The 20,519-nt window shown below is 46.8% G+C and carries 17 protein-coding genes and 4 tRNA genes; 8 read left to right on the top strand and 13 right to left on the bottom strand.

From position 1 onward, the window contains the following. Positions 1 to 290 precede the first annotated feature (290 nt). The 7 genes from ACJJIM_RS05335 (at position 291) to ACJJIM_RS05305 (ending at position 6,162) form a co-directional block, all read left to right on the top strand. Positions 291 to 1,169 carry a CPBP family intramembrane glutamic endopeptidase gene (locus ACJJIM_RS05335; protein ID WP_444912607.1) on the top strand — a complete coding sequence of 293 codons (879 nt, stop codon included), beginning with the start codon at positions 291 to 293 and terminating at the stop codon, positions 1,167 to 1,169. A gap of 88 nt (positions 1,170 to 1,257) precedes the next feature. After that, complete coding sequence (locus ACJJIM_RS05330) at positions 1,258 to 1,755, top strand: T6SS immunity protein Tdi1 domain-containing protein (RefSeq protein WP_444905829.1); 498 nt, start codon at positions 1,258 to 1,260, stop codon at positions 1,753 to 1,755. A gap of 73 nt (positions 1,756 to 1,828) precedes the next feature. Then, entirely contained in the window at positions 1,829 to 2,446 is a 618-nt protein-coding gene (locus ACJJIM_RS05325) for a LysE family translocator (RefSeq protein ID WP_444912606.1), read from the top strand. Between the two features lie 121 nt (positions 2,447 to 2,567). Continuing rightward, positions 2,568 to 4,376 carry a hypothetical protein gene (locus ACJJIM_RS05320; protein WP_413665095.1) on the top strand — a complete coding sequence of 603 codons (1,809 nt, stop codon included), beginning with the start codon at positions 2,568 to 2,570 and terminating at the stop codon, positions 4,374 to 4,376. Between the two features lie 29 nt (positions 4,377 to 4,405). Continuing rightward, a complete protein-coding gene (locus tag ACJJIM_RS05315) occupies positions 4,406 to 4,705 on the top strand; it encodes a hypothetical protein (RefSeq protein ID WP_444912605.1) in 300 nt (99 codons plus the stop codon). A 34-nt stretch (positions 4,706 to 4,739) separates the two neighbouring features. After that, positions 4,740 to 5,369, top strand: a complete 630-nt coding sequence (locus ACJJIM_RS05310; protein ID WP_413665094.1) for an HAD-IA family hydrolase — start codon at positions 4,740 to 4,742, stop codon at positions 5,367 to 5,369. A 277-nt stretch (positions 5,370 to 5,646) separates the two neighbouring features. Continuing rightward, positions 5,647 to 6,162, top strand: a complete 516-nt coding sequence (locus ACJJIM_RS05305; protein WP_444912604.1) for a hypothetical protein — start codon at positions 5,647 to 5,649, stop codon at positions 6,160 to 6,162. A gap of 697 nt (positions 6,163 to 6,859) precedes the next feature. Here ACJJIM_RS05305 and ACJJIM_RS05300 read toward each other — a convergent pair. Together ACJJIM_RS05300 and ACJJIM_RS05295 are read right to left on the bottom strand one after the other, a co-directional pair. Then, a tRNA-Ser gene (locus ACJJIM_RS05300) sits at positions 6,860 to 6,947 on the bottom strand. An 881-nt stretch (positions 6,948 to 7,828) separates the two neighbouring features. Continuing rightward, positions 7,829 to 7,916, bottom strand: a tRNA-Ser gene (locus tag ACJJIM_RS05295). Positions 7,917 to 8,805: 889 nt separating this feature from the next. Here ACJJIM_RS05295 and ACJJIM_RS05290 point away from each other — a divergent pair. Then, positions 8,806 to 10,203 carry an adenylate/guanylate cyclase domain-containing protein gene (locus ACJJIM_RS05290; RefSeq protein ID WP_413665091.1) on the top strand — a complete coding sequence of 466 codons (1,398 nt, stop codon included), beginning with the start codon at positions 8,806 to 8,808 and terminating at the stop codon, positions 10,201 to 10,203. Between the two features lie 29 nt (positions 10,204 to 10,232). On the opposite strand, the gene cyoD is transcribed toward ACJJIM_RS05290, so the two are convergent. The 11 genes from cyoD to ACJJIM_RS05235 form a co-directional block, all read right to left on the bottom strand. Next, a complete protein-coding gene (cyoD, locus tag ACJJIM_RS05285; RefSeq protein ID WP_444912603.1) occupies positions 10,233 to 10,553 on the bottom strand; it encodes a cytochrome o ubiquinol oxidase subunit IV in 321 nt (106 codons plus the stop codon). Next, positions 10,546 to 11,172 (bottom strand): cytochrome c oxidase subunit 3, encoded by a 627-nt coding sequence (locus tag ACJJIM_RS05280; protein WP_444894403.1) that lies wholly within the window; start codon positions 11,170 to 11,172, stop codon positions 10,546 to 10,548. The genes cyoD and ACJJIM_RS05280 overlap by 8 nt, the downstream gene beginning before the upstream one ends. Beyond that, complete coding sequence (locus ACJJIM_RS05275) at positions 11,173 to 13,248, bottom strand: cbb3-type cytochrome c oxidase subunit I (RefSeq protein WP_444894404.1); 2,076 nt, start codon at positions 13,246 to 13,248, stop codon at positions 11,173 to 11,175. Next, a complete protein-coding gene (locus ACJJIM_RS05270) occupies positions 13,245 to 14,210 on the bottom strand; it encodes a cytochrome c oxidase subunit II (RefSeq protein WP_444912602.1) in 966 nt (321 codons plus the stop codon). The genes ACJJIM_RS05275 and ACJJIM_RS05270 overlap by 4 nt, the downstream gene beginning before the upstream one ends. Before the next feature lie 255 nt (positions 14,211 to 14,465). Then, entirely contained in the window at positions 14,466 to 15,047 is a 582-nt protein-coding gene (locus ACJJIM_RS05265; RefSeq protein ID WP_282933540.1) for a hypothetical protein, read from the bottom strand. Positions 15,048 to 15,081: 34 nt separating this feature from the next. Then, entirely contained in the window at positions 15,082 to 16,614 is a 1,533-nt protein-coding gene (locus ACJJIM_RS05260) for a DcaP family trimeric outer membrane transporter (protein WP_444912601.1), read from the bottom strand. Between the two features lie 179 nt (positions 16,615 to 16,793). Continuing rightward, positions 16,794 to 17,624: an NADPH-dependent 7-cyano-7-deazaguanine reductase QueF gene (queF, locus tag ACJJIM_RS05255; RefSeq protein ID WP_444912600.1), complete on the bottom strand. Its 831-nt coding sequence runs from the start codon at positions 17,622 to 17,624 to the stop codon at positions 16,794 to 16,796. A 7-nt stretch (positions 17,625 to 17,631) separates the two neighbouring features. Beyond that, a complete protein-coding gene (locus tag ACJJIM_RS05250) occupies positions 17,632 to 18,405 on the bottom strand; it encodes an ABC transporter permease (protein WP_444912599.1) in 774 nt (257 codons plus the stop codon). Next, the gene (locus tag ACJJIM_RS05245) at positions 18,402 to 19,337 is read right to left on the bottom strand and encodes an ABC transporter ATP-binding protein (protein WP_282933543.1); all 936 of its coding nucleotides are present in this window, start codon (positions 19,335 to 19,337) and stop codon (positions 18,402 to 18,404) included. Before ACJJIM_RS05245 ends, ACJJIM_RS05250 begins: the two co-directional genes overlap by 4 nt. 203 nt (positions 19,338 to 19,540) lie before the next feature. Beyond that, positions 19,541 to 19,616 (bottom strand) — tRNA-Gly (locus tag ACJJIM_RS05240). A 33-nt stretch (positions 19,617 to 19,649) separates the two neighbouring features. Continuing rightward, positions 19,650 to 19,725, bottom strand: a tRNA-Glu gene (locus ACJJIM_RS05235). Positions 19,726 to 20,519 lie beyond the last annotated feature (794 nt).

Raw genomic sequence — 20,519 nt, 5'->3', positions numbered from 1 at the left:
AAAAGTAAGGAAAAACTGATCGAATTCACTATAATCGAATAGCTCAGTAAAAAATCCAAGGAACATTAATTCGAGAGACAGTTAATAGGCTATTCCTCCCACATTTAGAAAATATGATTCAGAAAATGTAAATTTTACCTTACCTCAATAACAGTACTCTGCAGGGCAACCTTCAAAACCTTACGCCTCTTGTAATCCCCACTCATTAACAGTACAAAAAATATCCTATTTCGCACATAGACATACTACAGATTAGCCATTTTCAAGATAACACGGAGTTAACGATCTAGATGAAAGAATCGCTGAGTTCGATCAAAATTATCGTTGTTTTTTTAATTCTCACAGCGAGCCTCTACCCTATCGGATACTGGCTAATTTTTCACATGGAAAGCGCAGTACCCTTAATGCTTTCTGTTGGGCTTGCCACGGTCACAACATGCTTGATATTCAAGAAGAGCCTGGGCTCCTTAGGATGGTCTTGGGGAAGCTGGAAATATCAGTGGTTAAGCTATTTGGTACCCTTGGGCTATGTAGCAGCTGCCTACCTCATTATGTGGATCTTAGGTTTCGGGGAGTGGTATAACTCAGAATACGTTACGGCACTAAGAGAAGGGTATAAAGTAGATGGCTGGAGTGATACCAGTGTAATCCTCTTTAGATTCTTAATTACTGCGAGTATCAGCTTTATATTGATACTGCCTGGAGTTTTAGGAGAGGAGATTGGATGGCGTGGATTGCTTGTACCTGAGCTCTCAAAGCTTATGTCCTTCTCAGGGATCGCACTAACCTCTGGGTTTATATGGGCCGCCTGGCATTGGCCCATGATGGTAGCAGGTGTCTACGGGAATGAAACAGCCCCTCTCAGCTATCAGTTGTTTTTCTTTACGCTAGGCTTAATGTCAATGTCAGTCATCATGACTTACGTAAGATTAAAGACTAACAGTGTTTGGCCTGCCGTTATTTTCCACATGAGCCACAATGCATTTATTCAAAAATTCTTCAATCCATTGACCCTACAAAGCACAGATTCAGGTTGGTATCTCAATGAATTTGGTATGGTTTTACCTGTAGTTATTTTTTGTATCAGCATTTATTTCTGGAGAAAGGGCCAACAAGAGTTCGGCTCCGCTCAATCTGCAAGCGAACTGCTGTCTCCACAAAAATCTTGACGTAGCGCCATGGATGTGTGACAGAGGCTTGGATTAAGAACAATCATGAGTTTTGGGCAATTTTACCGCAGGCATATAGAAATACATTATGGATAATGAAGTAGATATTTTTGCTCCAGTTACTGATCTAGGAAAAAGAGATGCCCTTGAATGCTGGAGATGGCTAGTTGGCAAAAAGGCCTCCATGTGTCTTCTGACCTCCATGGGGGATTTATTCTTCAAAAGGAAGGAAGGCCTACTGAACAAGGAACGTGTCTATTTCCTAGATACTGGCACAGGAGAAATGGAACTTGCCGCTAAATCCTGGAATGCATTCCGAGAGATGATGGCAGCAATGAAAGATATTCCGGGCCACTGGTTTAAATATAGATTATTACTTGAGTTAGTGGAGCAACCATTAACTCAAGGTTGTTGCTATTCACCAATCCAACCACCGATAATGGGCGGGGAGTACATTACAGAAAATTATCAATCTATATCTTGGGAAGTCCATCTAGATCTGTTAGGACAGATACATGAGCAACTCAGCGGCCTTCCCCCAGGAACACCAATAGCTAGTGTAAGCTTAAAAATTGAAGAAGATTGAGAGGCCACCATTCAAAAGGGTTATCCCTAAATCCAGTATTTAAATCTATAATTTCATGTCAGGACTTGTCCTTATGATAAGCATTGAGTTTTTGATTACCTCTTTTATCGTTGTGTTGATACCGGGAACGGGAGTTCTATATACAGTTGCTGCGGGGCTATTCATGGGTAAAAGAGCAAGTATTTCTGCAGCGTTAGGTTGTACGCTAGGCATCATCCCCTCTATCCTTGCTTGCATCATGGGGCTGTCCGTAATTATTCATACCAGTGCATTAGCATTCCAGTTTGTAAAATATGCAGGAGTTGTATACTTATTGTACTTAGCTTGGTCAATGCTTAAATCCAGCAGTTCCCTGACTCTAGAAGAAAATCAAAAGAAACAGAGTTTAACTTCAATTGCTTTCAAGGGATTTATGATTAATATCTTAAACCCAAAGCTAACCATCTTCTTCCTGGCATTCTTACCCCAGTTTATTCCCTCTCAAATACAGAGCCCCGTAGATAGTATGTTGATTCTTGGACTTGCCTTCATGGCTATGACCTTTCTGGTTTTCATTGTTTATGGCTTACTAGCAACAGTCATTCGAAATTATGTTATTCACTCAGAAAAAATTAGTATTATTATCCAACGAGTCTTTGCTGGTAGCTTCGCAGCTTTAGGGCTCAAACTCGCCTTTACGAGCAGGGAGTGAGCCCCTCATTAACAAAAACAGTAAAGCGATTACTTGCATTAAATTTAATGTCACTTCAGGCATGCCCGATTCAAGCTTACCTCTAAGAATCTCAATCGTAAAAGAATAAGCACAAACAAGTATGAAAATTTTTTTGGCCCTTTCAGTACTCGGATTTTTCTTGACCCCATCACCTGTAGTAGCCGTTTCAAAGGCAGACCTTATGACCAACAGTGCTATTGGTCAAATGCCCTCCCAGTCCTTTCCCTCTAGCGGCTCCGAATATTGGATAGAGCGAGAACAAGCAGTAAGTTTTGCAAAAACCGATGACTGGGAAAAAGCTATTCCCTTGCTCGAAAAACTAACCGCCCAATATAAAGATGATGGAGACACTTGGTTTTTACTCGGGCATGGATACATCAAGACGAACCAATGTAACAAAGCAATTCCCTCACTCAAACGAACCCTAGAACTAGGGACAATCATGTCGGGGATAAGATCAGCTTCATCCCCCTCTAACGATATAATGATTAAAATTGCACAATGTCATTCCAAAATGAAAGAGAAAGACCAAGCACTGGGCTGGATTCAAAAAGCACTCGACTCCAGATGGGATGACCGGAAAAGTCTCATTGGCAGCAGCGATTTTCAACACATATCTCAAGACGACATGTATAAGGAGCTTTCAGGGGAAAGCCAGCTGGAAAATTTATCGAGAGATGAACGCTGGATGACAGATTTAAACTTCCTAGCTGATGAAATATTACGCCTACATGTTAACCCCTACCATCACTCATCAAAGGAAGATCTAGCATTACACATAAACGAAATTAAAACAGAAATCCCCCACTTAACCGACCAACAAATCGTATTTAGAATGATGGCGCTACTTGCCAGCTTAGGGAATGGACACAACTTTATTGTCCCAACCCACTCTAGGAATGGCTCATTCAGCAAGTTACCAATCCAGCTCTATTGGTTTAATGATGGGATATTCATTGTAGGCGCCGATACCGAATATAAGCATCTTGTAGGGAAAAAACTCCTTTCTGTAGCCAACCAGCCGATAGATGCAGTAATGAAAAAGATTGCCACTGTAAATGCCCGCGATAACGAAATGCAACAATACTGGCTGGGGCCTTACTATCTGGCCTTACCGGAGGTTCTCGAGGGTTTAGGCATAGTAGAAAGTGCATCGAAGATCCCACTAACTTTGGAAGAAAAATCAGGAGCCAAAGAGCAAGTAGTTCTATCAGGAAAACCTTTCAACTTTACAGGTTTTCCAACCTTACCCGCACCTAATAATAGGGACAACTTACTTTACCTAAGGAACAAGAAAGAAAACTATTGGCTTGAATACAATTCTGACAATGATCTCCTATATTTACAATTTAATAGGGTCGCACAAGATAAGTCACACCCACTGGACGTATTCAGCAAAAAGATCACAGCATTCACCAAGGGTAGAAAAGTCAAAAATCTTGTTCTAGATTTGCGTCACAACAGCGGCGGCAATGGTTCTATTATCCCTCCCTTAACAAGATCGTTAATTCATTTTTCAGAAAATAGCGAAGAGAATAATCTATTTGTGATTATTGGACGGAATACCTTCTCCGCTGCACATTTGTTACTTGCAGACCTCGATCGCTTGACTGACATCATCATTGTCGGTGAACCAAGTGGGAGCAGACCCAACCATTTAGGTGAAGCGGGATGGTTTAAACTTCCTTACAGCGGTGTCTGGGGAATTATTTCATCTCAATATCATCAGGCCTCAAAGGCCGAAGATCATCGTATCTGGATTGCACCACATGTTCCCGCAACACTCTCATCTGAAGAGTATTTCGCAGGAGAAGACCCCGCAATAAATCATATAATTAGAATAATAAGCCACAAAAAAGAAAAAGCAGCAATACCCTCACCAGGGTCAGTTATCACGGCAGGATTTTAGAGTAAATTATACAAAGGAAACGGATCAACATGTCTTTAACTTGGGTTATTGTAGGCTCATTTCTTCAATTGTCTTTTTGCGGATTCCTTTTTATGATGGCCGCATTCGCTGGAGGTGGCGTAGCTAATAGAGGAAATTTATCAAAACTATCATCAGTGATACTTGCGGCTTCCCTATACTTACTACCCTCAATTAGCATACTTGCCGCCGGTATTGTTATATACCAATACAACCATGGAGGGGACGCCTCCTCTTATTGGTGGCACTTCATGCCTATTGCGGCGGCGGCTTTATATATCATTTATATAAACTCACTATGGGAAAAATAGCGTAACATAAAAGAAATCAATAGGAGCTTCGTCCGTGAGCAAATGCCTACTTTTTGATAACGACGGCACCTTAGTTGATAGCGAGCATCTCTCCAGTATTGGCTTAGCTATGATGTTCGAAAATTACAGAATAAAACTAGATGCTGATGAACTGGTCATAAGATTTCGGGGTTGGAAACTGGCAAGCATTCTATCCCTATTAGAAGAAGAGAATAATATCAAACTGAAAAGCAATTTTGTTGCAGCTTATCGCGATATAGTCACAAAACTCTTTATCAGAGAGTTAAAACCTGTTGAAGGTGTAGCAGACGCTCTTGAGGCACTTGATGGTGAGAAAGCGGTAGTATCTAGCGGCCCCCTGCAAAAAATCAAGCATGCATTAGATATATGTGGGCTATCTAAGTATTTCGGAAATAATTTATTCAGTTCATATGAAGTAGGCATATGGAAGCCTGATCCAGGCATATACCTACATGCCGCAAAAAGTATGGGCTACCATCCTGAGAACTGCTCCGTTATAGATGATGGACCAGTGGGAGTTCAGGCTGGTATAGAAGCAGGCATGAAAACTTACTTTTTTAATCGTCTTAACGAGGAATCTAATACCGTTGGTGTAGTGTCCTTTCAAGCGATGAGAGAGTTACCAAAACTAATAGGTAACTAATCCCCCAAGAACACTATACCTTTAGTTTATTACCATCATTCATTCAAGCTCATGCTACAACCGGTCATCATGGGCGGCAGAGAAAAGATGGTTCCCGGCAAGCAATATCTATTTGGCTCTTTGCCCATGGGAGATACAATTTAGCCATTAACAGTAGTGCAAAATATAGACAGAAAACCTATCATTCCATGTCTAATAGGATGTCGGTTTCACACGATACCTTCAGCACTAACCCTTGTACCCATCCTCACAAAACCTATATCTGGCTACAGTAAGAATGTTCTCAAAGTTATTTAAAAAGAGTAAACCACGAGTCTATCTGGATAAAATGATTGCCGTCTCACAGAATGAATTTAGCAAGATTGGTGCTTGGGGGGCTTTTAAGGGCGAAGATTTAGAGGCGGGCATTCGTCATAGGCTGGTAGAAATTTTCTCCTTACCACATATATCGAGTCGAATAGAACCTAAATCCAATGATTTAGCACTAGAGGTTGTAGTCTTAAAAGTAAGAGGGGGTGAGTTTGACACCGCATACTTTGGAGAATTTGGTGCAATGCCTGTATTCTGGCGGCCAAAGATTGAAGTCGCAGATCGACTCTATTACGCCGACTCCAATAAAACACACTCCTCTTATAGGGCTCGAGAGAAAATGCCATGGAGAGAATATTTTTCAGGAGTATTCAGCCTAAGAGGGATGCTCAGATATAGGCCTGTTTTTGGAGCAAAAGAGCTAGAACCTATTCTCTATAGAGCATGTGAAAAGCTGCTTGCCAGTATGGTGAAGTCAGTATGAAATACTGTAAATTTAGGCAATCCGCTACTACTTACGGACTTATTTTTTCTGCGATAGAGATATCACAGCCCTAAGTCAGGATATTAAAGTAACCAGGACTTTTGAGAGTTATCGAGAGGGTGATTTTTAAGTATAGCCAGATTTGCAGATAAGCTACTAGACTGAAGGGGCTTATCAACCCCATACCCTTTCGAACTTAATAATAATATTAAAAGACCCACTTGAACTGGCCTTGAAGTAACAATTAGGCACGGCTTGTGAAGGGTACTGCACTAAATCGTATACTTAACAATAACCTTAACTTTCTGGTGATTGTAATGCTCAAAATCAAAGAAGCCGCCGCTTTTATTCTAGTCGCCTCCCTAATGGGGTGCTCCTCAGATACTCCAGAGGATCCCAAACCCATCACACCGGTCGGTTCAGACAAGGATGCCCACGGGTGTATAAACTCAGCCGGCTACCTTTGGTGTAGCAAAACTAAAGAATGCGAACGACCATGGGAACTTGCAGAGAAGGCTGGCTTTGCTAACACTCCCAGCAATTTTGATGAGTATTGCGATAATAAATAGGGTCTCTGCCTAGCAGCCTCCTCCGTCTATAGGAGAAAGCAGTGACAGCTAAGGTCTTTGATACTCAAGACTAAAGAACAAAAGCTTCAGAAATAAAAAAGCCCGGCATAAGCCGGGCTTTTAGAAGATGGCGGTGAGGGAGGGATTCGAACCCTCGATGCCTTGCGACATACACACTTTCCAGGCGTGCTCCTTCGACCACTCGGACACCTCACCAAATTGTCACCCCCTACGAGGGCCTTCCGCCTTAAAGCGGCCTCTCCTTCCAGCAAAACCCTTAAGTAAATCAATAGGATAGCTGTTATATCGTCGAGAGAGTGCGCACTTTACCCAAATGTCGAAGAAAATTCCAGTGGAATCTGGGGTGAATGTGTACTTACCTTTTTCTTAGTGCTCATGCTCAGCTACTAGCGGCTTCCCTGGGGGGCTACATAAACCATTGGAGGGCACCCTAAGTATCTCCCACACCAACGCCAAACTGCCAACAATGTTTGGAAAAAGCTTTGCGCCCGTCCCTGTCAGGGTTTGTTTGTTGCGTTATAGCTGATTGATACCGGCAGTGTAACTCTCACTTATAGACCGACGGCACAAACTTCCAACAAGCCACTCTAAATGAAAGAAAAAATAGGAAGCAGAGAAGGTTGTTGAATAAGAAGTTTTTACTCAGCAGGTACAAATTTCATTTAGATAATTTGCCTCAATAAGAGCCAAAATATAAATATGTATGACTTTAACCCTAAAAAGTAGACGATGGCGCTGCAGGGAAAAAGCAAGGAGAAGAGCTAACGCACAGTTTAAATTCCCTCAAAACTAACTTAGCCCACAATTTAGACAGCAGGGATAATAGCAACAAAAATGAGGATCTATATAAAATACTACAGCAGAATGAGTAAAGAGGCCTTTGTGCACCCCCTTAAATCTAACAGCTCATCAATTATAAACGCAGTAGTATTTGGCAAACCCTTCTAAGATGAGATCCCCCCTTAGCAAAGCCCAAAAATCCCTGGGCTGACGAGTAGAACCGCCAAAAAAGACATAGAGAAACCAATCGAAAGGCAGAAACAAAAAAGCCCGGCATAAGCCGGGCTTTTAGAAGATGGCGGTGAGGGAGGGATTCGAACCCTCGATGCCTTGCGACATACACACTTTCCAGGCGTGCTCCTTCGACCACTCGGACACCTCACCAAATTGTCACCCTTCGCGAGGGCTCTCCGCGTTGTAGCGGTCTCTCTCTTCAGCGAAATCTTCAAGGAAATCAGGAAGATAGCTGCTGTGTCGTCGAGAGAGCGCGCACTTTACCCAAATGTTCCTTGTTGTGCAAGCACTAATGCGAAAAAAGTCTCTCTGGCTGTTAAAACGGGGCATCATGAGGGAGCTCAGACTATCCGCTACAAGTCACCACGGCTATTTGCCCCCTCAAATGAGCCCCTCAGCTATCGCAGGTTTGGTGGCTAGACTCTGTGAGTCGTTTGACCCAGGCTCTATATTAGTCCGACCAGCATTAGTTTTCCGGCCGGCCCTGCCCCTTCGGTTCTCCAATATAAGGGCTGTACAACTTATGTAACCCCTTGACTCAAAGGTGAATATAAGCGCGGCTTTATCTGAGGCCGGTACCCAGCCCCTTAAAGCAGCCATAGGAAAAATTGTCTTTTACTGACACTCCCCTTTTCCCTTCACCTGGTACAAGTCGCTCGGATTCCTGAGCTCAGATTGATCTAGGTTAATAATGTCGGAAAAGCACCCTGTCATAATCCTTGGCCTGCTGTAGAGTCAGTGGTCGCTATCTATATAAACCTTGATACGCAAAGCCCTAAGGTACCCTCCCTGCCTAAACTGCAAATCTGCCATGAAAATTGGGAGGTTCTGAGGCTGGAGGTGCGGTAATATCACTGGCAACAACAACGAGAAAAATATCACTTGCATGCACAGTTTTTTCGCATTCTGTTCCTCGGAAGAGTAAACTGCGCTGCTGGAGTCACGGCGTTGCTATACGGTGGATGGGGAAATCGGAGCCACCCTATCGCCAACGCGCAAGGTGTTCACTTTCTGCTCAAACGGACAAAGAACAACACAAATGCAGGACCAGCTTGAGGAGAGCACGGGGCGGAATGTTAACCCTCGCTACTCCACCTATTTTCGCACCCTGATTTTATTTGCCGCTGCCGGTACCCTGGCAAACGCGGTGAATTGGGATGCGCCATGGCAATCAGACAAGCTGGTTATTAGCGGATCTGCTCTTTTTATCATTGCTTATACCGCTCTCGCCCAATTTATCCTCTACAAAACTGGCGATAAAAAGGCACTGAAAACCCGCCGCTGCCTCTCTTTCCTGGATACAGTACTGATCGGCATCACCATCTCCCTGGCGGACTTCAGCATGCTGCCCTCGCTGCTGCTGGTTACCATGGTCCAGCTGAATGCCCTCACTGGGGGCGGCGGTGGTCGCGCTTGGTTTGAGCACAATACCGGCTTATTGGTTGGGGTCGTTATCGGGTACCTGATGCACGAACCATCCCTACTGGTGAGCGCTGACCTCACTATCAGCACCGTAAGCCTGATCTGTATTCTGGCCTATTTATGCGCCTATGCATTCTTTACCCACCGCCAGATTGGCCAGCTTAAGGAAGCCAATCACTCCCTGATGGTTGAGCAGCGCGTTAGCAAGGTTCGCTCCTACAAGCTTTCCAAATACCTGCCACAAAAGCTGTGGCGCTCTGTCACTACCGGGGATGAAGAAGCTCTGGTGACCCAGCGAAAGCTCCTCACCGTTTTCTTTTCTGACATCAAAGACTTCAGCCAGCTCACCGAGGAGTTAGAGGCAGAGACCTTTACCCAGCTGCTCAATAATTACCTCTCTGAAATGGCACGCATCGCTGGGCAATACGGCGGCACTATCGATAAGTTTATCGGCGATGCGGTAATGGTTGTTTTTGGGGACGATGAGAGTAAAGGACCAAAGTCAGACGCTCTGCGCTGCGTAGCTATGGCCCTGGCGATGCGTAAACGCGTACGTGAAATGAAGCAGGAATGGTATAACAAAGGTATCTCGCGCCCCCTGCAGGTTCGTATGGGTATTAATACCGGCTACTGTACTGTCGGCATTTTTGGTACCGCTAACTACCAGTCTTACACGGTGATGGGTACCCACGTTAACCTCGCTTCGCGATTGGAAGGCGCCGCCCAGCCGGGAGAAATCCTGATTAGCCACGAGACCTGGGCCATGATCAAACACACGGTAATGTGCCGGGACAAAGGGCATATCACCGTAAAAGGTATTAGTACCCCGGTGAAGGTTTACCAGGTTACTGATCTGCGTAAGAACCTGGGCGGCCAGCAGAGTTACCTGGAGGAGCATGCCCCCGGATTCTCAATGCATTTAGACCTGGATAAAATCCGAAATTACGATAAGGAAAAGGTCTTACAGTCCCTACAAAAAGCAGCATCCAACCTGAAGAGCAAAGTCATTATCTAATTTTATAAAAGGTGCGTAAGCGTAAAATTCTACATAGTAGTATGCATACGCACCGCCAGGTTCCCCATAATCCAGACTGTACCTAACACAATAATCAAAAGAATTAAGCTAGAGAAAAGGATTAACGCCAGGTTATCCCTCCGGTCCCGTTGGGTCGTTACGTTCAAGAAATATTTTAATTGCACCACCAGCTGCGCAACCCCTAGTAACGCAACCAGAATCAAAACACTTTTATTCTCCCTTCCGATCGTCAGCACTGCGGCAAAAGCCGCTAGAGTGAGCACAATAGACAGGATATAACCTGTGATATACAGCCGCAGGTGTTGTGCAAAAGTCGGTTCTTTAGCCATAGACCCAGCCACCGAAATAAACCACGGAAAAAATTCCGATCCAAATCAAATCGAGGAAATGCCAGAACAATGCCAGGCGCAGAAAGCGCAGCTTTACGACATCCCCCAATCCCATAGTGAAAACCTGAACGATCAAAACGATCATCCACAGACAACCGAAAGTGACATGGAGACCGTGCAAGGGCACTAAGCCAAAAAAGGCTGACAGGTAACCACTGCGCTGTGGCACCCCTCCCTTCTCGGCCATCCCGGCAAAGTCGTACAGTTCCAATGCCAGGAAACCCATGCCCAGCAACAGGGTTATCACCACCCAAAATAGAAAGGCAGCGCGACTGCGTTCATGCTTAACAATAACTGTCGCAATACCCGCAGTGAGGCTGCTGGTTAGAAGAAGCATCGTTTGGGCGAACAAGCTGCCGAAATCAAAAAGCTCCTTCGGGCCCGGCCCTCCGGCGGTAGCGCCCACCATGGTGATATAAATCGCAAATACCACCCCAAAGAAAATCAGGTCGCTCATCATGAAGACCCAGAAGCCAAAGATCACCATATCGGGATCTCTGTGGATGGCTTCGTGGGGATTGATGCTGCCCGGGCTTTTCGGTGAAGAGACGGGATTCATTTAGATCTCCAGCTTCGCAAGGCCGACATTTCGCGGGGAATCTTCCAGGTCCCGGCTCACTGCCTCGCTCTTCTCGACCAAGGCCAACCAAGCTTCCGTATCCTTCTCTAACTGACTGGCAGGAATAATATATTCCGTTTCTTTGCGGAAGGTGGCCGCGATAACTGCAACCAAAATGGTTAATGCGGAGATCAGTGCAAGCCACCAGATGTACCAAACCAAGGCAAACATCAAAATTCCACTGACAACGCACAAAATAAATCCGAGAGGGTTATTTTTAGGGAGCTCTATGTCTCGATAGGCTTTAGGCCGCTTATAGGCTTCACCGTGCTCCTTAGCCTCAGTAAATGCATCCCGATCAGTAACCTTGGGTATTTCAACAAAGTTATACGCCGGTACTGGAGCGGGAGAGTTCCACTCCAGGGAGCGTCCATCCCAAGGATCACCCACAGGAACCTGGGTTTTCTTTCGGTCCCTGATACTTACGATAAATTGAATAACCAGCGAAATTAAGGCCGCCAGAACAATCATTGCGCCGATAAAAGCAACGATCATATAAGGCTTGAATGTGAGATCGGCATAGCTGAATGATCGTCTTGGCATCCCCAATAAGCCGGCGCCATAGAGCGGGAAGAATGTCACCATAAATCCTGCAAACCAGAGATAGGCTGAGCGTTTACCCCATTTATCATTAAGGCGGAAACCAAATGCTTTGGGGAACCAGTAGTTGTACCCTGCCAAAATTCCAAACAGCACGCCGGGAATCAGAACATTGTGGAAATGCGCCACCAAGAACAGTGTATTGTGCACCTGGAAATCGACAGTGGGGTTAGCCAGGATAACGCCGGAGAGGCCACCAATCACAAACAGGATTAAAAAGCCGATGGCATAAACCATTGGAGTGGTAAAGCGTATTCGACCGCGATACATGGTCGCCATCCAGTCGTAAACTTTCACCCCGGTCGGCACCGCGATCAGCATAGTCGCTATACCAAAGGCAATATTGATCGTCGGACTCTGCCCCATGGTAAAAAAGTGATGTAACCACACAGTAAAGGACAGGATCGCAATACACATGGTGGCAATCACCAGGGATTTATAGCCGTACAGGGTTTTGGCCGAATAGGTAGAAAAGACCTCGGAAAAAATACCATAGGCTGGCAACACCAACAGATAGACCTCAGGGTGACCAAAGAGCCAAAACAAATTGGCATAGTTCATCATATTTCCACCGAGGTCATTGGTGAAGAAGTGGAAATCCAGGTAGCGATCCAAGCCCAACATTAAGGCGGCAACGCTAAGAGGTGGCATTGCGAAAATCATTAGAATGGAGGCACAGAGTACGGTCCAACAAAACAGTGGCATACGGAATAGGTGCATTCCTGGACCACGGCATTTATACACGGTGACGGTGAAATTAATCCCCGTTAATGTCGTCCCCGCCCCAGAAAATACGATCGCCCATATCCAGTAGTCAGGCCCAACCCCAGGGCTAAAATCCGCCCCCGTATAAGGCGGATAAGCCGACCAACCCCCAGTAGAAAACTGCCCCACCACCAGAGAGACCATCAACAAAATACCAGAGGAAACTGTCACCGCCAGGCTGATTTGATTAAGTACCGGGAAGGCCACATCACGGGCACCAATTTGCAGCGGCATAGCGAAATTAATAAGGCCCACCAAAAACGGAACTGCCACAAAAAACACCATTATGGTGCCGTGTGTACTGAACAACTGGGCAAAGTGATCTGCATAGAGGAAGCCTTCCGGTGCGGCGGCTTGCTGAGCACGCATTACCATCCCCTCCAGCAACCCTCGAACCAACATCACGATCGCAAAAGCGATATACATAATGCCGATTCTTTTGTGATCAGTGCTGGTCAACCAATCCCGCCAGAGTGTTCCCCAGACTTTAAACCAGGTCAATAAAAACAGGATTCCCACTGTTGCCAGTATTACTATCGAGCCCGCCACACTGGCAACGGCCTCACTGACTGAGGGCCGCTCAAGAAACCCGCTAAATACCAGAGAATCCCAATTGAGCTTACCCAGCCAACCGTAATCCAAATTGTTCATGGCTGCGCTCCCTCGGCATCATCCTCGCCTCGGCCGAATTTTCGGGTGCCGGGCTGCTCTTCTATGCTCAGCGGTTTACCGGAGTGATAACGCATTACTATTTCGTGAAAAAGGTCTGTGCCCGGCAAGTTAAAATACAGTGTATTTTCTGGCATCTTGCTATTTCCCAAGACTTTGTATGCTTGTTTTTTGGTATTTCGCTGTGCCAGGCGGTTATAATTTTCTGGACTCAGGACAATCCCACCCGTCCGTACTTGCTTTACCCAGGTTTCAAAGTCCTCATCAGTCACAACCTTGACTGCAAAATTCTGGTCGACAAAACCATTGCCGGTGTATTGGGTATTCTCCCCTCTGGTGTCGCCGGTTTTTGTACCGATAAAATTGAGCTTTGTCGTCATACCCGGCATCACATAAATCTGCCCAGCCAGTGCAGAAATAAAGAACGACTGCATTACCGTATCACTGGTCAATATCATTGAGACTGGAGTGTGTACTGGTACGACCAATTCACCGACTGTTGCAATATCCAGCTCCGGATAGATAAATAACCACTTCCAGTCGAGCCCTACCACCTGCACTTTTACCGGGGGGACAACGCCCTGTATTTCCTTGTAGGGATCTAGCCTCGCCGTTGCACGCCAGAGCATCACTGACAGCACAATTATGACCAGGAATGGCACACCCCACATAATTACTTCGAGCGGGCCATAGGTTTCCCATTTTGGCGCATAGAATCCATGACCTTTTTTTCTTCGGTATTTAAAGAGGATTACTGGCACCAGGATAAATACCGGGAGAACAGCGACCATGGTGAGTGCCATAGCCCAAAAGAAGTGTACTTTCTGCTCCTCTGCCACTGGTCCCAACGGCATCAAAAAGGTTTCAGAAGCACTGGCTGAATAGGGGATTAATAAAATTGAGAGAAAAACTGGCAGAATAAATAATAATCGTGGAGCATGCACATCAACACATCTCCAGTACCTTAGATACGCACGCCAAAAAACCACAGGGGCTTTTAGATTCCAATCCATGGTAAAGCCTACCGCCAAAAGTAGTTAGCCGGCATCTATTCCAGCTAACGCTTTGAATTCCCTTTCGAACCATTGAACGCGCACTCTTTGATAGGCCCATCAATGGTTTGTCTCACCAGAATAGCTGAATACAACAGTTTTATTGGCCTGGAGAAAGGTTCGATAAAAATCACGATAAATTAGCGGCTATAAAACGCCATTGCCAGACATAGTGCGAATCATCACCTCTACAAACTCACGCAAATCTCTCTCATTGGGATGGCGCAGCTCCTCCCCTGAATACTTGTATAAAAAAGTATCCGACTGAACCGACCAATAAACTTCGTCACTAGGCGCCGAATATAGGCGTGTCTCCACAACAGCAACCTGGGAGTTGCGGATATTCGGGTTGATCCGTTTTAATGCCAACAATTGGGTAACCAATAAAGTGTCAAATCCTCTCTCCCGGAGTAAGGGTGCAATCTCCCCCATTGAGGGAACACCAGTTATTGCCCCCAGAGCACTCCAGGAATGCGCATCAATACCCGTATCCTGCAGTTGCATGACCCACTCCCTTTCTACCTGCCCACCGACTATCGGCCTCGGTACCAGGGTATATGCGAGTACCAGGGTTTTTCCTAAGCTTTGAATACCAATATATGGGGACTGCCATACCCGCGTAACCACGGTACTGGCTGAAGTCCATCCGAGCAGAAGAGAAATCACTGAAAGGCTGCATAACAACCGAATAACTCGTGCTTGAAATACCTTCTCTCGTTTGACTCGCATATACCTGAACACCTCGTTTAAACACTTTACTTTTTTAAAACGTCATTCGGGTCGTAAATTGTGTCCGCACCAAAGAGCCCCTATCGCCATCTTTGTCTTTGCGAGCGCCGTAGAGCACCTCGATTCCCGTCAACCAACGGGGAAAAGGTAACCAGACAATATTGATACTGCGGTATTGGGTTGCTTTGTAGGCCTCACCGGGTTGGAAGTCCAGATTATCCTGTCTTACCCTGCCGTAGGTCGCTACGGTATATAGGCAAGGAGTCCACCAGTGCTGGTACCCCAGATACCAGGCTGTAGTGTTTAGTGCCTCTACCGAGTTATCAAAAAAATCATAAGCTGCATCTGGTGGCGCGTCATTAAGTAGACCGCTATATCCCGCACCGAGGGACAAAGAGTAATAAAGAACATCCTTGGAAAGTACGCCGGGCATATTGAAAGTGCCGCTTAAATTTAATCCCCAGCCGGTAGTTGATACGGCTGAATCCGGATCGCCACTCGCACGCAAATCCCTTAATACCAAACCCGCTTGTACCTGGGACCTAGGCAAGTCCGACTCCAGCGCAAATACCGCATCGGGCCAGCGGGCAACCTCGGTTGCATCCTCGAATATTTGTGAATCCGGCGCTTCAATAGCCACTTTAAAGTAATACTGTGGCCCGTACCTCTTAATCCATCGGACCATTGAATGGCGCAAGCCAAATGCCGAATTAGGCCCCTGGAAATCCAGGGTATTGGGGACCGCTTCCAAGTTCGCGAATGTTGACCACTGCTGCCCCACAAGAATACTGCCCCCCCAAAGCGCATTACTCACTTCTCCATAAGCTTTGCGCATACGGGGGTTGGGAGTGGTAACACTGGAGTCCTGCAGGAAGTCCATCGAAATCAGGGTTTTAAATTCACGTCCCTCCCAGTGCTGCAGGGTCTCAAATACCAACCTGGAGGTCTGCACGGTAAATTCTGTCTGCCCGTCCGCTCCCTCTGCTGCCGTTTTATCGAAAGTCACAATATCGGCAGGTACAAATTGTGCGGGGCTGATGATCGCGTCGGTATCATAATTGACATCCAAGTCCGCAAAGCCACTGATCTTCGCTTTCATCGTATTTCCCAACAAAGGAATGGAGCCAGGCCACTCCGTTGTCGCATTGGCAATCACATCTTCGATGTCACTGGGGTCAGGTACCGCCTGATCAGACTGGGCCCGCGGCGGAGGCAGCGAACCAGGTGGAACTTCCTGGCGTATTTCCTCAATCTGTCGCTGTAAATCATTCATGTCCTCCTTGCTCACCGGTGCTTCAACGGGCTGTATAGGAGTTACTTCCAGAGACGGTCGGGATGGTGGTGCCCGTTGCATTTGCTCAATTTGCCGACGCAGGGCTTCGAGGTCTGCCTGTTGTTTCTGAATCTGAGCCTGCTGCTCTTCCAGCTGCTGTTGCTGGGCCTCAATCACCCGTATCAGATCATCAGCTTTAACATAAACTTCTGCAGTGGAGGATTGGGAAAAAAGAAGTGGGGCAAAACCGATTACTACGGCAGGAATTACTGGGGACTGCGTATTAATCTCCATCTGTCAGCCTCAACTCCACCTCCTGTGGGGCGGCCAACACAACTGCACTGTCGGTTTCCCCGGCCTATCTGGAAAGCGTAGCTTAAGAGACCGCAGCGCCAACCCAGGTCGGCCTTAGGAAAAGAGTGATATTGAAGGGCCGTACCACCGGAGACTCCGGTGGTACTTAAGAAAGGAAGTTACTGACGGGCAAAACGCGAAGGCATACGTTTCTCAATGCGAGTCGATCTCAGCGGATTAATATCCAAGCCGCCACGACGGGTATAGCGGGCACATACAGTTAACTCGGTAAATTCCGCCAACTGTTGCAAGTCGCAAAAGATACGCTCGACACAGTGCTCGTGAAAATCCTGGTGTTCGCGGAAGGAAACAATATAAGCCAACAGTGCCTCTCGCTTTAGTGCCGGCCCTTTATAGTCCACAACTACTGTCGCCCAATCCGGTTGTCCCGTTACCGGACAATTACTGCGCAGCAAGTGGCTATAAAGAACCTCACTCACATCTTCCTCACCGCCTTCGAGGGCGAGGAGTGCGGGGTCCGGTTCGTAATTATTCACTTCTATATCGAGATGATCCAGACAGTAGCCCTCTGGCTTCTCAACTGCCAGCGCTGCATCTTCCACATCCATCAGGGTAACGCCGACATTTGCCCCCGCCGTTGCAGAGAGATCCCGCACCAGGGCATCCTGTACCAATCTCCAGGATTCAAACTTGCTCTGGTTGAAAGAGTTTAAATACAACTTGAAGGATTTTGACTCCACCATGCAGGGGCTTTCCGCAGGAAAACTAAAACGAGCCACCGCCACCTGTGGTTTGCCCCTGGGGTTCAGCCAGGAAAGCTCAAAACCCCACCATTCATCCTCTCCAAAGAAAGGCATTGCGCCGGCAGAGAGTCCCAACTGGGCTCGGGATACTGAGCGTTGAATTGGATGGAGCAACTCGGGGTTGTAAGTGGATTCATAGGTGGTCTCCTGCCCCAGGGGCAGGTTTTGCCAGTCTTCTCTTGTCATAAATTTCTCAATGTCTCAGTCGCTTACCGTGGCTCATCAGATAAATGGCCCAGGATGCCAAAAGCGCAATAAATACCAGGACGCCAAAAAATGCCCCGACAACATTAATATCGGAAACACCCAAAATGCCGTAACGGAAGGAGTTCACCATATAAAGAATTGGGTTCAATTTCGACAACCCCTGCCAAAAAGGCGACAGCAGGTCGATAGAGTAAAACACGCCTCCCAAGTATGTGAGGGGAGTTAATACAAAGGTCGGAATAATAGAGATAGCATCAAAACTATTGGCAAAAATAGCATTGATAAACCCAGCCAGGGAAAACAGCACCGCCGTCAAAAATACAATCGCTACCGTGACAAAGACGTGCTCTACCGTCAGCGAGGTAAAAAACATCGCTACGAGAGTCACTATCAACCCCACCATTAATCCCCGTGACACGCCACCGAGAACATAGCCCGCCATAATCACCCAGTTCGGCGTTGGCGAGACCAAAAGCTCCTCCACACTGCGCTGAAATTTAGCGCTGTAAAAAGACGAAACTACGTTGGCATAGGAGTTGGTAATCACCGACATCATGATCAAACCCGGTACAACAAACTCGATATACGGATACCCCCCCATATCACCGATTCGCCGACCAATCAGGGAGCCAAAGATCACAAAGTACAGTGACATAGTGATTACCGGCGGTACCAGGGTCTGTGGCCATATACGCATAAAGCGCCGGACTTCCCGACGGTAAATAGTGCTGAATGATATCCAGATTAATCTGCCCTTCACTCTTCTAGCCCCGACATTTTTTCTTCCGACAACATGGACAGGAACAATTCCTCCAAGCGATTAGCGCGATTTCGCATACTGGTAACTGTGATGCCCTGCCGCTGCAATGACGCAAACACCTCGGTCAGAGATTGCCCCTTTTCAATAGTGACTTCCAGTGAGTGATTGTCCCGCAAACGCCCTTCATAACCGGACAAGTCCGGGCACTCAGTGAAAAATTCCGCGCAATCCAAGATAAAGGTTTCCCGGTTCAGGGTTTTCAGCAGTGACTTTATCGAAGTGTTCTCGACAATAGTGCCCTTGTCGATTATCGCTATATTGCGACAGAGGCTCTCGGCTTCTTCCAGGTAGTGGGTGGTGAGGATAATTGTGGTGCCCTGCTGGTTTATTTTTTCCAGGAAACTCCACATGGAACGCCGCAGCTCTATATCCACTCCGGCTGTGGGTTCATCCAGAATCAGCAACTTCGGTTCGTGAATCAGCGCGCGGGCAATCATCAATCTGCGCTTCATACCGCCGGAGAGCATGCGCGCCTGGGTAGCGCGTTTATCCCACAGGCCCAACTGTTTCAGGTATTTCTCAGTGCGTTCTTCAGCCAGTTTGCGCGGCATACCGTAAAAACCGCCCTGGGTAACGACAATGTCGAACACTTTCTCAAACTGGCTGAAGTTAAATTCTTGTGGCACAACACCTAACAGGCGCTTGGCCGCAGCAAAATCGACGTCGATATCCTCACCAAAAATCGACACTGAGCCACCGCTTTTGCGCACAAGGGAACAGATGATACCGATGGTGGTGGACTTCCCCGCCCCATTGGGGCCCAGCAGCGCAAAGAAGTCTCCCGGCTGCACGTCAAAACTGATGCCTTTCAGGGCCTGGAAACCATTGTCGTAGGTTTTCTGTAAGTTATGGATCGATAGCGCAGCGCTCATCTTGCACTCCTATAGTGGGGAGCGTTATTCAACGCGCTTGCCCGAATAATTTCAACCTGAGGGGAGCTAGGGTTTTTCATACACGTCACTTGGTGGGATGAACCGGAACTTGGAGGAGTCCTGGGCAAAAGTAACCGTGCAGAAGATAAGAATTACTATATCGGAAAAACAAAAAGCCGCTCGATTGAGCGGCTTTTTATTTTTGGAGCGGGAAACCGGGTTCGAACCGGCGACCTCAACCTTGGCAAGGTTGCGCTCTACCAACTGAGCTATTCCCGCAATTGACCCGGTAGCATTGCTACCGGGTCGTATTGGCATCCCCAAGGGGAGTCGAACCCCTGTTACCGCCGTGAAAGGGCGGTGTCCTAGGCCTCTAGACGATGGGGACAGAAACTTTGCACGGCTACCTGTTAGGCCTCGTGCTGCCACGCTGTCCATGGCATTGCCAATTTTCATTGGCTTCACTTTCAACATCTGTAAAAGAGACGTATTCAGTAAATACTGGATCTCCAAACGAGATCAGTAATATCTCTCTAAGTCATTGATATACAAGGATTCTTTTTGTTTCCCTGTCTCAACGAGGCCGCAACTTTATCCTCGTTCTCCGGCCCCGTCAAGCAATTTTTCCAACGATTTCTATGGAAATTCACTCAAGTCGATGGCGCGCCCAAGTGGCACTCAATGTGACCTGGGAATTCACTGTTCCCTGCAACACAGCCCCCTAAGAGTTCACCAGAGCTAAAAGCTCATGCGACACCTTGAGCTCGTGCAAAGTGTTAATGAAGATCCAAACAGAAAGGAACCCCATACTGAAGCGATGATAAGAGGAGGGAGGCTTGCTAGACACAACCCTCGACTGCCACCATGGTACCCACGCTCTCCAGTAACACTTACTGAGCTAAGGGACCCGACGAAAGTCGGTAGCTTCTCCTCGGACGCCACACGTCTGGCGCACTTGATGCAAGTAGCAGTGGCTGACCAATACCCCCTCAAACCAATTGGGAACTCCGAAATTGCAGCAATATCCGCCGCTATCCCGGAGTGATCTGCCACTTATCACTTGAATAGCTCCTAATCCAAGGGCTACAAACCTGCAACCCTCGATTATTTACTTCTTGCCTCTACACGCCTCAGGCTCCAATAGGGCGGATGAACCGGTTTAAAACTTGTTAAATCCTAAAA

The organism is Microbulbifer maximicatervae (SeqCode) (genome assembly GCF_052467615.1).
The sequence above is the reverse complement of the archived record's forward strand: the minus strand, read 5'-3'. Positions and strand labels throughout refer to the sequence as shown.

Excerpts from the sequence above, each read along its gene's own strand:
- ACJJIM_RS05335 (WP_444912607.1), top strand. The coding sequence starts at position 291 with ATGAAAGAATCGCTGAGTTCGATCAAAATTATCGTTGTTTTTTTAATT.
- ACJJIM_RS05330 (WP_444905829.1), top strand. The coding sequence starts at position 1,258 with ATGGATAATGAAGTAGATATTTTTGCTCCAGTTACTGATCTAGGAAAA.
- ACJJIM_RS05325 (WP_444912606.1), top strand. The coding sequence starts at position 1,829 with ATGATAAGCATTGAGTTTTTGATTACCTCTTTTATCGTTGTGTTGATA.
- ACJJIM_RS05320 (WP_413665095.1), top strand. The coding sequence starts at position 2,568 with ATGAAAATTTTTTTGGCCCTTTCAGTACTCGGATTTTTCTTGACCCCA.
- ACJJIM_RS05315 (WP_444912605.1), top strand. The coding sequence starts at position 4,406 with ATGTCTTTAACTTGGGTTATTGTAGGCTCATTTCTTCAATTGTCTTTT.
- ACJJIM_RS05305 (WP_444912604.1), top strand. The coding sequence starts at position 5,647 with ATGTTCTCAAAGTTATTTAAAAAGAGTAAACCACGAGTCTATCTGGAT.
- ACJJIM_RS05290 (WP_413665091.1), top strand. The coding sequence starts at position 8,806 with ATGCAGGACCAGCTTGAGGAGAGCACGGGGCGGAATGTTAACCCTCGC.
- cyoD (WP_444912603.1), bottom strand. The coding sequence starts at position 10,553 with ATGGCTAAAGAACCGACTTTTGCACAACACCTGCGGCTGTATATCACA.
- ACJJIM_RS05280 (WP_444894403.1), bottom strand. The coding sequence starts at position 11,172 with ATGAATCCCGTCTCTTCACCGAAAAGCCCGGGCAGCATCAATCCCCAC.
- ACJJIM_RS05275 (WP_444894404.1), bottom strand. The coding sequence starts at position 13,248 with ATGAACAATTTGGATTACGGTTGGCTGGGTAAGCTCAATTGGGATTCT.
- ACJJIM_RS05265 (WP_282933540.1), bottom strand. The coding sequence starts at position 15,047 with ATGCGAGTCAAACGAGAGAAGGTATTTCAAGCACGAGTTATTCGGTTG.
- ACJJIM_RS05260 (WP_444912601.1), bottom strand. The coding sequence starts at position 16,614 with ATGGAGATTAATACGCAGTCCCCAGTAATTCCTGCCGTAGTAATCGGT.
- queF (WP_444912600.1), bottom strand. The coding sequence starts at position 17,624 with ATGACAAGAGAAGACTGGCAAAACCTGCCCCTGGGGCAGGAGACCACC.
- ACJJIM_RS05245 (WP_282933543.1), bottom strand. The coding sequence starts at position 19,337 with ATGAGCGCTGCGCTATCGATCCATAACTTACAGAAAACCTACGACAAT.